The organism is Curtobacterium sp. MCLR17_054 (genome assembly GCF_003234335.2).
In the GTDB taxonomy this organism is placed as follows: Bacteria; Actinomycetota; Actinomycetes; order Actinomycetales; family Microbacteriaceae; genus Curtobacterium; species Curtobacterium flaccumfaciens.
This window is the reverse complement of sequence record NZ_CP126264.1, coordinates 64,836-78,568: the sequence shown is the minus strand read 5'-3', so window position 1 is coordinate 78,568 and position 13,733 is coordinate 64,836. Positions and strand designations below refer to the sequence as shown.

The 13,733-nt window shown below is 65.0% G+C and carries 9 protein-coding genes and 5 pseudogenes; 9 read left to right on the top strand and 5 right to left on the bottom strand.

Features of this window, described 5'->3' with window-relative positions; all coding sequences use genetic code 11:
• Positions 1 to 86 precede the first annotated feature (86 nt).
• The 4 genes from DEJ08_RS18435 (at position 87) to DEJ08_RS18420 (ending at position 4,307) form a co-directional block, all read left to right on the top strand.
• Positions 87 to 686 carry a sugar transferase gene (locus DEJ08_RS18435; protein ID WP_111055719.1) on the top strand — a complete coding sequence of 200 codons (600 nt, stop codon included), beginning with the start codon at positions 87 to 89 and terminating at the stop codon, positions 684 to 686.
• A gap of 230 nt (positions 687 to 916) precedes the next feature.
• Entirely contained in the window at positions 917 to 2,176 is a 1,260-nt protein-coding gene (locus tag DEJ08_RS18430) for a glycosyltransferase (RefSeq protein ID WP_111055720.1), read from the top strand.
• Positions 2,173 to 3,318, top strand: coding sequence for a glycosyltransferase (locus DEJ08_RS18425; RefSeq protein ID WP_111055721.1), 1,146 nt, complete (start codon positions 2,173 to 2,175; stop codon positions 3,316 to 3,318). The genes DEJ08_RS18430 and DEJ08_RS18425 overlap by 4 nt, the downstream gene beginning before the upstream one ends.
• A complete protein-coding gene (locus tag DEJ08_RS18420) occupies positions 3,315 to 4,307 on the top strand; it encodes a glycosyltransferase (RefSeq protein WP_111055722.1) in 993 nt (330 codons plus the stop codon). Before DEJ08_RS18425 ends, DEJ08_RS18420 begins: the two co-directional genes overlap by 4 nt.
• Before the next feature lie 102 nt (positions 4,308 to 4,409).
• Here the strand turns inward: DEJ08_RS18420 and DEJ08_RS18415 are convergent.
• The 3 genes and pseudogenes from DEJ08_RS18415 to DEJ08_RS18405 form a co-directional block, all read right to left on the bottom strand.
• Positions 4,410 to 5,304 (bottom strand): IS5 family transposase gene (locus DEJ08_RS18415; RefSeq protein WP_284180522.1). Its coding sequence is split into 2 segments (ribosomal slippage): positions 4,410 to 4,952 and positions 4,954 to 5,304, totalling 894 coding nucleotides; the frame shifts between segments, so codons are not numbered across the junction.
• 46 nt (positions 5,305 to 5,350) lie between these two features.
• A pseudogene (locus tag DEJ08_RS18410) lies at positions 5,351 to 5,917 on the bottom strand (integrase core domain-containing protein); the annotation flags it as partial.
• Positions 5,918 to 6,007: 90 nt separating this feature from the next.
• A pseudogene (locus DEJ08_RS18405) lies at positions 6,008 to 6,142 on the bottom strand (transposase); the annotation flags it as partial.
• A 132-nt stretch (positions 6,143 to 6,274) separates the two neighbouring features.
• Here DEJ08_RS18405 and DEJ08_RS18400 point away from each other — a divergent pair.
• From DEJ08_RS18400 to DEJ08_RS19000, 4 genes and pseudogenes are all read left to right on the top strand, one after another.
• Positions 6,275 to 6,967: pseudogene (locus DEJ08_RS18400) on the top strand (IS30 family transposase); the annotation flags it as partial.
• A 251-nt stretch (positions 6,968 to 7,218) separates the two neighbouring features.
• A complete protein-coding gene (locus tag DEJ08_RS18395) occupies positions 7,219 to 8,247 on the top strand; it encodes an Ig-like domain-containing protein (RefSeq protein ID WP_111055679.1) in 1,029 nt (342 codons plus the stop codon).
• A gap of 65 nt (positions 8,248 to 8,312) precedes the next feature.
• Positions 8,313 to 9,602: a helix-turn-helix transcriptional regulator gene (locus DEJ08_RS18390; protein ID WP_181439085.1), complete on the top strand. Its 1,290-nt coding sequence runs from the start codon at positions 8,313 to 8,315 to the stop codon at positions 9,600 to 9,602.
• A 19-nt stretch (positions 9,603 to 9,621) separates the two neighbouring features.
• Positions 9,622 to 10,398 (top strand): helix-turn-helix transcriptional regulator, encoded by a 777-nt coding sequence (locus DEJ08_RS19000; RefSeq protein ID WP_502869463.1) that lies wholly within the window; start codon positions 9,622 to 9,624, stop codon positions 10,396 to 10,398.
• Positions 10,399 to 10,594: 196 nt separating this feature from the next.
• Here DEJ08_RS19000 and DEJ08_RS18385 read toward each other — a convergent pair whose 3' ends face one another.
• Positions 10,595 to 11,125: a hypothetical protein gene (locus DEJ08_RS18385; RefSeq protein WP_146248589.1), complete on the bottom strand. Its 531-nt coding sequence runs from the start codon at positions 11,123 to 11,125 to the stop codon at positions 10,595 to 10,597.
• 1,045 nt (positions 11,126 to 12,170) lie between these two features.
• Between DEJ08_RS18385 and DEJ08_RS18380 the strand changes: the two are divergent.
• Positions 12,171 to 12,625: pseudogene (locus DEJ08_RS18380) on the top strand (integrase core domain-containing protein); the annotation flags it as partial.
• 61 nt (positions 12,626 to 12,686) lie between these two features.
• Here the strand turns inward: DEJ08_RS18380 and istB are convergent.
• Positions 12,687 to 13,503: pseudogene (istB, locus tag DEJ08_RS18375) on the bottom strand (IS21-like element helper ATPase IstB).
• Between the last annotated feature and the right edge of the window lie 230 nt (positions 13,504 to 13,733).

Sequence of the window (13,733 nt, the reverse complement as noted above, 5' to 3'; positions counted from 1 at the left end):
TACATACCAGTCACCATGTGGCAGGTGATTACGCAACATGTTACAGTTTGGGATCGTGCTGGTTGGGCGAGTTTGGGAGGTAGCGGGTGAGCTCAGTAGAGACAGAGAGCCGAGTCCACAGGGGGCGGGAAGTAGGAAGGCCTACACACCGGGTAGACCGACCCCGGGCGTTGCCGGCTGGTTCCAGTCCGCTTGCGGATCGGCGGGGCGGCAGTTCCAGGGCGCATCGAGGCGCAGCCGTTGCAAAGCGGGCCCTTGATCTGGCGTTCGCAGGCATCGCGCTGGTGCTGTTACTGCCCGTGTTCGCGGTGATCGCCGTGGTGATCCTTTTGCAGGACGGCGCTCCGGTGCTGTTCCGTCAGCAGCGCGTTGGGAAGGACGGCAGCGCATTCACGATTGCGGAGTCCCGGACGATGCACGTTGACGCAGAGGAACGCCTCGCGGAACTGATGCACCGCAACGAGGGCTCCGGTCCACTGTTCAGACTCCGCGACGACCCACGCGTCACCCGGGCCGGCAGGCTCCTGCGAAAAACGTCGCTGGATGAACTGCCACAGCTCTGGAACGCCCGCGTTGACGACATGTCACTCGTGGGACCACGGCCCGCGCTGCCACGCGAAGTTGCACAGTGGGATCCGGTCGCATTTGGCCGCCTCACTGTGCGTCCGGACATCACCGGACCTTAGCAGGTCAACGGACGATCAGATCTTCCCTGGGACGAAGGCCTGCACCACGACCTCGAGTACGCCATGAACTGGTCCATCGGCACCGACCTGATCCTGCTCACCAAAACAGTGCCACGAGTGCTGTTCTCCCACGGCGCCTACTGCCCCCCGCGCTGCTGCCGAAGTCGATCCCGGCGCTGGCAGTACAGCCCACCCCAACCAAATTTCTTTGGCCACCACGCTCCGCACCCATGCAAAACACGTCCGTACATCAATTGTTTCGAATCAAAAAGAGGCATGCCCTGCAGAAACCGTTCCGGCAGTTGTCGTTCCGAAGTTCCGACTCTACCCATGAGCCACGCGTGGCAATCATTGGTACGCGTGGGTACCCGTCCTACTACGGCGGGTTCGAGACCGCGGTACGGCACATCGCCCCGCACCTCGCGGACGAAGGCTGGGACGTGACCGTATATGGCCGACCGGGGCAACAGCACCCGGACGATCCGGCAATCGATGGCCGCATTACTCGACGGGTCACGTGGGGGGTGGAAACACGGTCATTGTCAACGTTAACCTACGGCCTCACCGCCGTGCTCGACACGATCCACCGCCGCCCGGATGTGGCATTAGTGATGAACTGCGCGAACGGGCTCTGGCTGCCACTGCTGCACCTCACCGGCATCCCCGCCGTTGTCAACGTCGACGGGATCGAGTGGGAGCGGGAGAAGTGGGGACGCCTGGCGAAGTTCGTATTCAAGACCGGGGCACGGATGACGGCTCGGTTCGCGGACCGTCTCGTGTTCGACGCGGACGCAATCGGCGACTACTGGCGGCGGGAGTTCGGCGCGACGGGGGTGATGATCCCCTACGGCGGCAACGAACCCACGATGCTGCCCCTGCATGCTGATGATGCGCACCTGCACAGCACCCCCTTTGCGCTCATGGTTGCCCGGTTCGTCCCGGAGAACACCGTGCCGGAGTTCTTGTCCGCGGCGGAACGAATCGCTGAGCAGTATCCGGTGGTGCTAGTCGGGTCAAGCGGGTACGGCGGTGACCTCGACGACCGGGCACGCGCCCTCGCGGCGGAACACTCGAACGTGCACTGGGTCGGCCACATTGCCGACGACGAGCGGCTGTTCGCGCTCTGGCAGCGTGCCGGCGCGTACTTCCACGGTCACAGCGTGGGCGGGACCAACCCGGCACTGGTGCAGGCAATGCACTGCGGCGCCCCCACGGTCGCCCGTGACACGGTGTACAACCGGGAGGTCCTCGCTGGCACGAGTGCCCGCTTCGTCCGTCCGGACCCTCACGCGATCGCGGACAACGTCATCGCGATGCTTGAGGACCCGGACGAACAGCACACTATCCGGGAGCAGGTCCTCGACCGTGCCCGCACCGCCTACACCTGGACTGGCGTCTGTAGCGCATACGCCCGGGCTATCAGCGATCAGGCAGGCATTGAGCGCACGCAGAACCGGGCGCAGGCGGAGCGTCAGCAGGTCACCGCGTGACCCGCCGCGCGCGCGATCGCACCGCCCCGGCGAGCATGCGCATCGTCCCCGAGCTCCGCGCCGTGCACATCGAACGGCACCGCCTCGGCACACCCGCTGAGCTGCTGTATCTCGACACGAATTATGACCTTGCGGGCACGGCCCTCGCGGACGGTATCCGGCGGGTGTCCCTGGTTGGTGCGCTCCGCCGGTTCGCGACGACACCCGCGACGACACTCGAGGTCCCGGAACCGCTCTGGATGCGATTCTGGCCGAAACACTTCGCCCTTGTCGTCGGCTTCAAAAGCGCAGGTGCCCTCCGCGGCCGGCAGCACCGTGTCGTCACGTACGCGATGGAAAACAACACCCTCGCCGCCCTCGTCGGCGGCCGTCACAGCGCACCGGCGTGGATCGTCCGAATCGTCGCGACCCTGATCGGTATCACCGCCCGTGCGAGTATCGACCGGATCTGTTTCGCAAGCGCAACCGCCCGCGACACGTACGCCCAACTGCCGTTCGTGTCCGCCATCGAACACACCATCATCCCGGAACTCCCACGAGCCACCCCAACACCCACACTCCCCACGCCGTGCACCTGCGTCTTCGTTGGCGCCATGGAAGACCGTAAGGGCGTCCACGAGCTCATGGACGCCTGGCCGGCGGTCGAGACGATGGTCCCCGACGCACGCCTGATCATGGTGGGCCCCGGCCCCCTACACACGGAGGCCACCGCATGGGCCGCGTCATCCCCTGAGAGCCGACACGTCGCCGGACGGTTACCGCACTCGGAGACCACCACGCTCCTGCAAACAGGTTCCGTCCTGGTCGCACCCTCCAAGCCAGACGGACGCTGGAAGGAGCAGATTGGCTTGCCGATCAAGGAAGCCCTCGCCGCCGGCCTGACCGTGATCACCACCGATCAGACCGGCCTTGCACCATGGCTGACCGAACACGGCCACACCGTTCTCCCGCTCGCACAGGACACGTTCCGTGATCACCTCGCCACCGCGATCGCCGACGCCCTCCGCGCACCCCTAGACCGTGACCAAGTCCGCGCTGCTCTCCCCGTCCGTGACGGTCGCCTGAGCGCAGACATCTGGCTACACACCTCACAGGAACACCCCTACCCCACCCCGACGCACTCGGCAGGTGCAGTCGCGTGAGCACCAACGACGTCATCATCGTCAACCCTCTTGGCGGAGCGCTGCAGCACTACACACGAGCACTCGCCGATGCACTCGACCACACAGGGGCACGAGTGTCCGTCTCGCATGTCAACGAACCGAGCATCACCGGCAGGTCCAGCCTCGACTGGGCACGCCGCTACATCACCGCACTATGGTCCGCCCGACGGACCGCCCGACGCTCCGACGCCCGCGTCATCGTGACCTGGCCCGTCCTCGGACACCTCGACCGGTTGATCATGCACACCGTCCTCGGCCGTCGCATCGAGTCCGCGCTCGTCATGCACGATCCTCGACCACTCGTACACGCCCGGGGATACAGCACCCTCTCCCGCCGCACCGGCGCGCTCGCCTGCGCCGTCCAACTCATCGTGCACAGCACCACCGCGCACACCGCGCTCACCACCGACAGCCCGGAAACCACCCCGGAACTCCTGCCCCACCCAGTATTCCCCCGCACCGCCACACCACAGCCCGAACCCGCATCCGAACAACCTGTTGTGCGCGTGCTCGGACAATTCAAACCCGACCGCGACCTCACCCTGCTCGCGGAAATCGGGGAACGTCTCGACACCAGGTATCGGCTCGAGATCATCGGCCGCGGCTGGCCGAGCATCGCAGGGTGGACAGTCACCGACGAGTTCGTGCCAGAGGAACACCTCGACACCCTGATCGCGACAGCCCAAGCCGTACTCGTGCCCTACAAACGATTCTTCCAATCCGGCATCGCGATCCGATCACTCGAACTCGGCACACCCGCAATCGGCCCGACCGGATCAAGCATCGCCGATCTCTACCCCGACAACCGCTACCTCGCCAACGACACCGCCACATCCTGGTGCGACGCGATCAGCGCAGCAACCTCCGCAGACCGCGATCACACCCGCACCCTGGCCGCCCACGCCGCCCACACCTCTCGAACAGCCTGGTCCCGCTGGCTCACCACACCCATCAACCGCGGCACCTGATATATCTCGACCACGTGCTCACCCCACCGTGACCGCGGCAGGAATCCATGCGCGGTTGAACTGCAGCGGACACACGCCATGCGGTGCGTACCAGTACATGTCCTAGGGCGTGTCTTGCAATTGGTGGAGCCAGGCGATGACGGCGTTGAGGACGACGGCGGCGCGGTAGACGATCGCGAGTTTGTCGTACCGGGTCGCCAGGCCTCGCCACTGCTTCAACCGACAGAAGCCGCGCTCGATGACGTTGCGCTGTTTGTAGTCGATCGGGTCGTAGGTGACGGGTCTGCCGCCGCGGAATCCGCGCCGCTTTCGGTGTCCTTGCTGGTCGCGGGGTTCCGGGATCACTGCCTCGATGCCGCGACCGCGCAGATGGGCTCGGATGGCTCGGGATGAGTACGCCTTGTCACCGCGGAGCTTCTCGGGTCGGGTGCGTGGCCGGCCGACTGGCCGAGCGACGCGAAGCTCGGCCAGCAGGGGCAGCAGCATCGGTGAGTCGCCGGCCTGCCCGGGTGTGATCAGTGTCACCAGCGGCAGCCCGTGCCCGTCGACGAGCTGGTGCACCTTCGTGGACAGGCCGCCGCGGGAGCGGCCGAACCCGTGGTCAGGCGGCTCGGACCGAGGATCCGTGTAATTCGATGAAGCCCCCTGTGGTGCGGGTGATGTTCGTGGCGTGCTGATGCGCACGGGCGATCGTGGAGTCCACCGACACCGACCAGTCCACCTGCCCGGCCGCGTCCGCCGCGGTCAAGAGCCGGTCGAGGACGATATCCCAGGTGTCATCGCCAGCGAGCCGGCGATGCCAAGCCCATACCGTCTGCCACGGCCCGAACGTCCGCGGCAGGTCCCGCCACGCGATCCCGGTCCGGTACCGGTAGATGATGCCCTCGACCATGCTCCTGGCGTCCGCGAACGGCCGCCCCGCGCGACCCGTCCGACCGGGCAACAAATCAGCGATCAACACCCACTGAGCATCCGAGAGCAACTGGAAGCGAGGCACCCCAACAGCATCCAGGAATCACGAGCAACCGATTACAAGACACGCCCTAGGTGTAGTTCCCCGTGAGGTTGTGGACGCGATCTGATGGGGTTTGGCCGCCGAGGCCGGTGTGTGGTCGGTGGTGATTGTAGTGATGCAGCCAGTCCGCGTACGTCGCGGTCCTGGCTGCATCACTGGCGTAGGGGCGTGCGTAGGCCCACTCGGAGGCGAGGGTCCGGTTGAACCGTTCGACCTTCCCGTTGGTCTGGGGCCGGTAGGGCTTGGTGAACCGGTGCTTGGCGTCGCCGAGTGCGGTGGCGAACTCGCGGGAACGGTAACAGGAACCGTTGTCGGTCATCACGGCCTCGACGTGAATACCAGCGGCAGCGAAGAACGCGTTCGCGCGGACCCAGAAGCTTGCAGCAGTGCCCTTGCGTTCGTCGTCGTGGATCTCTGAATACGCCAACCGGGAGTGGTCATCGACGGCATGGTGCAGAAACCGGAACCCGCGAGACCCGCTCGCGCCCTGCCGGGCTGCGCGGTCGCGTTTCACTCCCGCGGCGCGGTCCTGGGCAGACCCGCGGCCGTGCACACGCCACCCGCCGCCGTGTGGGATGCGACCTTGCTGATGCACGCGCGCGATCGTCGAGTCGATCGATGCCACCCAGTCCACCTCGCCGGTCGCGTCCGCGAGTTTGTAGACTTCCGCGAGTAGTTGCTCCCAGGTGCCGTCCGCGGCCCACCGGTTGAAGCGCTTGTAGACCAAGTTCCACTTCCCGAACCGCTCCGGCACATCCCGCCACGGCGCTCCGGTCCGGTACTTCCACACCATCCCCTCGCTGAGCGATGATCCGTCCACGGCCTTCCCGTGGTCTTCACCGCTGGCAGCATCGGCTGCAGAACGACCCACACCTCATCAGAGATCTCGCGACGCGTCACCCATCAAGACTCACCGACGAACAACCCGAACCCCTTGATCAACACGCCCTAGGAGCCCGGATCCGCGCTCGTGCACCCGGTAGTGGTGGCACCCTTCGTCTCCTCGCCGCTGCGTCCGGGGCGGAGCCGGCGTCGTGCGCATGTGCAAGCCGATCGACGTCGCCACTGGTTCGAGCAACCGATGCTCACCATCCGGGATCGGCCGTTCGCGCCCGAAGACCGTGCCGAGCCCGGGCATTGGGAGGGCGATCTCGTCATCGGCCGGGGACAGGGTTCCGCGATCGGCACACTAGTCGAACGCACCACCCGAACGGTTCGGCTGCTGCACCTGGCGAGCCGTGACAGCGACACCCTCAGCGCATCGATCGGGGATCGCATGAGCAACCTGCCGCCGGGCTTGTTCCGGTCCATCACTTGGGATCAGGGCACAGAGATGGCTCGACACCGCACGATCTCTGAGAAGTACGGCATCGACGTGTTCTTCGCCGACCCACGCTCACCGTGGCAGCGCGGCAGCAACGAGAACACGAACGGGCTGCTCCGGCAGTACTTCCCAAAGGGCACCAACCTCCGAACGCACTTTCGTGAACACCTCCTCGCAGTCGAGCACGAGCTCAACAACCGCCCACGACAAGTGCTGAGCGATCGGTCACCAGCCCAGCTCTTCACCGCGCTGCTACGGTCATCGAACGATCGATCGAGTGTTGCGACGATGACTAGAACCCACCACGGCACTCCGGGGTGAACCTTCACGCGGCAGCGACAACGCGCTCCGGCAGCACGTGCCCGCTCTCAATCCGACGAAGCGTGACATCACCGCAGTCGCTCCGTTGTCGTCTCGGTACTTGCCCTCGATGGAGATCCACAATTGTGACGATGCGCGACCATAAGCACGCTTCCTACCCTTCGAGGACAGCCTCCGAAGCGGCCAAGGACAGCGACTGGCTCGTTCCGCCTGCTCCGAGGCTTCTGCACTGGCCAGGAAAAGGAGAGAGCATGTTCAAGAAGCATCAGCGCTTGCGGCTGCTGACGGCGGCGGCAGGGGCCGGCATGGCCGCGATGTTGAGCATCGGAGGCGCCGCCGTGTCGGCTCTCCCTGCCGTCGCGACCCCCGACAGCAGGAGCGACGCGCCAGCATGGGAGATAAGCGGATTCGGAGACGTTGACAACCAGACAGCCCGAGCCGGCGAAGCGTTCGCGAAAAACCTCCGCAACGAAGTCCGCGAGATGGGCGGGAGGTTGGTTCCCGACGCCGTCGTGCAATACGAAATCACTGGTAAGACCGGCTCCTACTTTGGCGAGCCCGGACGTTCCGTGGTGAAGGTGCCCACCAATGCGTCTGGTCTCGCTACCGCGCCCGCCATGACCGCCGGTACCACGTCCGGTGCGTTCGCAATTAAGGTCACTACACCGGAATCTCCCGGCAGTAACCCCGCCTACTACCAGGCGACGGTCGCGGCGCAGCCATCATTGGCAATACCAACGATCATCGCTCCCCCGCGCAACGAGGTCTCACCGACGATGCGGCTCACCGGCACCGGAGAGGCTGGAGCGCGGATCCGTCTCGCCGACGAGAAGCACACTCCACTTCCGGGGTCCCCCAGGGTCGACGTGACGAAGGAGGGCACCTGGTCGCTGGAATGGGCTTCAGGACAGCGGGACGAGCCACGCCTGACGGTCACGGCACTCCAGGACAAGGACGGCCGAAGCAACACCTCTGATCCCCTGACTGTCCAGGTCAAGCAGGTCCTCATCGAGAGCCCTGAAGAGGGAAGTGTGCTGTCTGCGAGTTCGACACGGTTGACCGTCCGGGGTAGGGGTATCCCGGGGGACATCATCACAGTCACTGGCTGCACGATCGGGAAACCGTGCACGCCTTATGGGGCGACCGAGGTCCAGTCGGACGGGCTATGGTCGATCACGAAGGAAGCGCGTGGGTTCTACCCGGGTAACGCCTATGTCGAGGCGGGTAGCTTTTGGAGCTTCTTCCAGTTCCAGGACCGAGCCAACTTCATCCTCGGATGACACCGGCCGGGGCCCGAGTGGCGTGGTCGCGCCGCTCGGCCCAGGCCCGTTCCGGAGCAACAGGAATGGACAGCAGTTTTCAAACCGGGTACGAGCAGGGGGTCCTGTCCGAACGGGCCCGCCTATCCCGGGACATCCACGACATCCTGATTCAAGACCTCGCAACTCTGCGTTACTTCCTCCGATCGAGTACGTCCGTCGCGCTTCCATCTACGGAGATCGACGGTGTCCTCGCAGCGGACCGTATCGCGGAGCGGCTCCTCGCCGACGCGCGCTGTTTCGTCCGAGCGCTGGCACCCCCGCGGCTTGACGACCTCGGACTCGAGGGGTTCCTCCGTTTCCTTGCCGAGTCGCAGTGGCAGCGCTTCGGACTGACGGTGAAGATCCAGGTCGAGACAATGTTGAAGCTCAACCCAACAGACCAGATCACCGCCGTGCGGATCGTGCAGAGCCTCATGGCGAACGTGGTGCAGCACGCCCGGGCGCATCACGCGACCATCCGTATCAACGTCGGTGCCGACGACGTCATCGTCCGCGTGGACGATGACGGGGTCGGAATCAACCCGTCAACGGAGGAGCGTGCAATCTGGTCCGGCAGGTGCTTCGGCCTCCGGTCGACGCGGGAACGTGTCGCGGAAATCGGAGGTACGTTCCACCTGGCCTCGGACGCCGACGGAACCACGGCCCAAGCGACCTACCACCGCATCCCATACGACGCCGACGCACGTAGCGCGTCGACGACCTCCGTCCTCATCGCCGACGACCACGCACTCGTACGTGCCGGTGTCCGCCACACACTCGAGACCAGCGGCGATCCATTCTCCGTGCTCGAGGCAGCGTCGCCGGAGGAAGCACATCGCGTGGCGCAAGACCTGCGCCCAGACGTCGCCCTGGTGGACCTGGACTTCGGGGCAGAAGGCGGACGGTTCGCCGGGATCGAGCTCACGCGGACACTCCGACGCCTCCCGCAACCACCTCGGATCGTCATCCTGTCCGGACACTCGACTCCCGCAGATCGTTCCCGCACCGAAGAAGCGGGAGCGGTGGGGTTCGTCCTCAAGGGCGCGAATCCATCGGAAGTGGTCACGGCCACCCGGGCCGCGATGGCGGGCGAGCCGTTCTTCATCCCGACTATGCACGCCGACCCCGGAACCCCGGCTCCGCGGATCACCGCGCGAGAAGTCGAGGTCCTCGCCCTGCTCGGCGAAGGGCGCACGAACCGGGCCATCGCGCAGCGACTGTGTATCTCGGAAGCGACGGTTAAATCCCACATCGCGCACATCATGGAGCGCGTCGGTGCTCCGACCAGGGGCGCAGCTGCGAGATTTGCCCGCGAGTACGGCCTGATCGAATGACCCCATCCCTGCCGACGATGTGCCCCGGAAAGCTGCCGTGAACGTGCCCCCGACCTTAGGGCGTGTTGCTAAAGGTGGTGGCGTGCCAGTGGAGTGCCGAGGCGAGGCGGAGTCCGGCGTGGTAGTTGCGGGCAAGCTTGTCAGTGCGCATCCCGATCCCGCGCCATTGCTTGAGCTTGTTGAAGCAGCGTTCGACGACGTTGTGCCTGCGGTAGCGGGCGCGTTGGGCGTCACCGAAGTCGATTGGCCGTCCAACCAAACTCGGGGCAGACCCTGCGTCTCTCCAGCACACGCGCCCACACGCCCCCGCTCGGACCGACGATCCTGCCTCGCTCAAGTCGTCGCAGCGTTCCGCGACGACGGCCCCGGTTCCGCCGCCTGGCAGGATGCTCGCCGTAACGTTGCCCGCGCCCTGCTCCAGCTCTACCCGCTCCGCGGCGAACCGCATCCCACCGGAACTGGCAAGACAAACGACCGGGTCACCGCTGCGACCACGTATCTCCACGACCATGCACACGAAACCGTCACCACGGCAGACATCGCAGCCGCAGCAGGACTCAGCGTTCGCGGCCTGCAGGACACATTCCAACGGGAATTGGGCTGCTCGCCGATGGTGTATCTCCGCGGAATCCGCCTGGACCGGGCCCGCACCGAACTCCGCACACTGCCACCGGGTACGGCGTCCGTTGCGGACATAGCCCGCCGGTGCGGGTTCCGCCACATGGGCAGATTCGCCGCCGCGTGCCGGAAACGATTCAGCGAGTACCCATATCAAACCCTCCACACACCACCGTAACCGAGCGCCACTCGCCGGCCATGACTCCCGCAGGTGCGCTGAAAATGCGGCACCACGCTGACACCGCCAACAGGCACCTGACCCCACGGCAACGCAGCAGAGCCCCGCCACCAAAATGGCGGCAGGGCCCCAACTGCTTGGTCTCCCTCGAGTCACCGCCGATCCGGTCAGTGCTCGGCGTTGAGATGGGGCGTCATCACGGCGCTAGGACCTGAATGGTGGTGTTGCTGGCGGAGGTCTGCACCGCGGTGAGCGCGCCGCAGAGGTTCCGCAGTGAGGTGAGCGAACTGGTACGGATCACGGTCGCGCCCTCGAGGAGACCGTTCGTGATGGTGCCGCGTGCGGTGACGTTGAACCGGTTGTTGTTCACCGTCGTGCTAAACCGGGTGTACGTCACGGTGCTCGATTCCAAGTCGTTCCACCCGTAGGTCACGGTTTCTTGCTCATTGGGGCGAATACCAGTCGTGCAGCTCGAAGACAGAGTCTCCACAGTGGCAGAAGGCAACAGGGTGCCAGTGATGCCGTACGCGTTGTTCTGGCAGTTGTACGACTCCTCATGCACGGTCAACGTGTCGGTGAAAGCCATTGCCGGGGCAGGGGTATACGTCAGGATCTCCTGACCAGAACAGAACAGTGCGGTACCTGCCGCGTTTGCGGCGGTCGTGCCAGTGAGCACACCGGCAGCAGCGAGGACGAGCGCAGCAAGCGCCGTCAAAACCTTCTTCATGAGAACTCCAGGATGCGATGAAAGCGAAGGAGAGAGCGCGGCGCGAAACATGCCAGCGGTTCGGGTTGGCCAGGTGAACGGCCTGAGCGAAACGGTTGATCCACGTTGATACCTACACTCGCGGGTACCGGAGCGCGCCTCGGATATCCGCAACCCGCAAGCCGACTGCTACCCGCTGAGCAGCAGCTATCGACGGAACGTCGCGACCTCAGGATGGCGGAGACACTGTCGGGCAAGTCCTTGGAAGGGTCCAGCCGTGTGTTCCCTCGATGGGGTGTACGCGCGGAGCTCGAGGGCGGTATTGGTGTTCACCTCCTTCCCGGAAACGAAGGCGAGGCGGCTCTTGGCGAGGGCATCGAGGCAGAGGTAGCGGCAACTCTCGACCTGTGACCGCGCCGACGATAGCTCTTTTCTGGAGAGGGGGCCCACCCCCTCTCCAAATAAGAGAGCTACTCCACCTCCGGTGGCCCACTTCTGCTTGACAGCGACGACCGGTGCTGGAAATCATCCTAAACGGGAGCGTATCTTCTGATCAGATCGTCAGGGTGGCGATCGAACGAACCCGGGAGAGAACGATGGCAGATAGACCAGAGAGCTTCGACGCGTTCCAGCAGCGCGAACGGGAGCGATTCGAAGATTTCCTACAAATCCAACGCGAGACTTGGCGATTCCGAGCGCTCGTCGCCACGGCGAGATCGCGGCGCCGATAGTCAGCATCGTGAAGATCAGGATGAGTGCGACGTCGGGGCGCACGGATGTGCCGAACACAGAGGCTGGGTAGCTTCCATCGTGAGCTGGTGCCGGTGCACCCGCGATGCCGTCTGCGACATCCGCGGCGGCGAAGAGCAGCCCCAGGAGCAGGACTGGCGCGGTGAGGTACCCGGCGATTCCACGTTGCTCTCCTGGCATGGGGGTTCTCGTTCGTGTGGTGTGTGGACGGTTCTCTCCATCGTTCAGGTAGGCCAACTTCGAGCCCACTTGTTCGGTGGGTTTGGCCATAGTTGCCATCCCGACGGTGCAGATCCATGGCTGTGCCGCGAGCACGCGTGACCGGAGAAATCCGATCGGGTTCGACTACGTCCACGCCGCGGTCGATGACCACACCCGCCTGGCCTATGCGGAGGTCCACCCGGACGAGAAAGGGACCATGGCCGCGGAGTTCCCACCCGGGCTGCCGCCTACTTCGCCGAGCACGGCTTGAGCCGGATCGAACGGGTCATCTCCGACAACGCGTTCGCCTACCGCCACTCGACCGCGTTCAGAGACGCCGTCGCGTGGCTGCAAGTGAAGCAGAAGTTCATCAAGCCGCACTGCCCGTGGCAGAATGGCAAGGTCGAACGCTTTAAACGGACCCTTGCAGCCGAGTAGGCTTACCGGCAACCCATCACGAGCAACCAAGCCCGCGCCGACGCTCTTGCGCCCTGGATCGAGCACTACAACACTGAGCGGATCCACTCGAGCCACGGACTCACGCCCGCAGCCCGAGTGTCACCAACCTGACGGTGTCAATGCCGAGTGAAGGTTCGTCCCTTTTTGCCGTCTGAATCTTGACCCCCTGGGGTCAGTTCTTGTCGTCCCGGCCACTCTGTCCAAGAAGCTCGCGGCGGCCGTGGGTGCGGTAGGAATCGCCAGAGAGTGTGAGGACTTCCGCGTGGTGAACGAGCCGGTCGATCATGGCCGCGGCGACGTCGTCACCGAACGTCTCACCCCACCGGCTGAACGGCAGGTTGCTGGTGACCATGATCGACCCCTGCTCGTAACGGGATGCGACGAGTTGGAAGAACAGGTTCGCGGCGTCGGTGTCGAACGGGACGTAGCCGATCTCGTCGACGATGATCAGCTTGTAGCGGCGGATCTTCTTCAGCTCCTGCTCGAGCTGGCCCTTGTGTTGCGCGGCCGCGAGGCGAGCGATCCAGTTGTTCGCCGTGTCGAACAGCACCGAGTGGCTGGCGTGGGTGCCTTCACGCCAAGCCCGATCGCGAGGTGGGTCTTCCCGATCCCGGGCGGGCCGAGCAGGACCACGTTCTCCCGCTTCGCAACGAACGTGCTCGTCGCCAGATGCGGCAACACGTCGCGGCGGAGAGACGGGAGGTGGTCGAGGTTGAAGTCCTCGAGGGTCTTGACCTGCGGGAAGTGCGCGGTCCGGATCCGCATGATCGTGCCGGCGGACTCCGTGTCCGCGACTTGCCGTTCCAGGACCGCGACGAGGTATTCCTCGTGCGCCCAGTTCTCCTCGCGGGCGCGATCGCCGAGCTCTTCACAGACCTTCCCGATCGTGGGGTCTTCAACGCTCGAGCCAGGTAAGCCAGCCGTGAGCCGACCCGCTCCGTCGGTGGACTCGAGGTAGTGGTCTCGTCAGCGGTTCGGGTGGGTGTCATCAGGGGTGTTCTCCTTTTATTGAGGATGGCAAAAGCGCCCTAAATCTACAAAGGTCCAGGAATCGGACAACCCCTGGTCAGGTGGCTTCCGGCACGGTGGTGGTCCGCGCGGGGTCGAAGTCAACGCCGAAGAGGGTGTCGTAGTCCGTCAGTGCGCGGATCGCGACGGGATGCCCGTCCGCGTGCCGACGGGATGATGCTAGCCGCGTGTTGAACGCGGCCCGGAGTCG

What these genes read in the sequence shown, in the direction of transcription:
- DEJ08_RS18430 (WP_111055720.1), top strand. Translation starts at nt 917, where the DNA reads ATGCAAAACACGTCCGTACATCAATTGTTTCGAATCAAAAAGAGGCAT.
- DEJ08_RS18395 (WP_111055679.1), top strand. Translation starts at nt 7,219, where the DNA reads ATGTTCAAGAAGCATCAGCGCTTGCGGCTGCTGACGGCGGCGGCAGGG.
- DEJ08_RS18390 (WP_181439085.1), top strand. Translation starts at nt 8,313, where the DNA reads ATGGACAGCAGTTTTCAAACCGGGTACGAGCAGGGGGTCCTGTCCGAA.
- DEJ08_RS18385 (WP_146248589.1), bottom strand. Translation starts at nt 11,125, where the DNA reads ATGAAGAAGGTTTTGACGGCGCTTGCTGCGCTCGTCCTCGCTGCTGCC.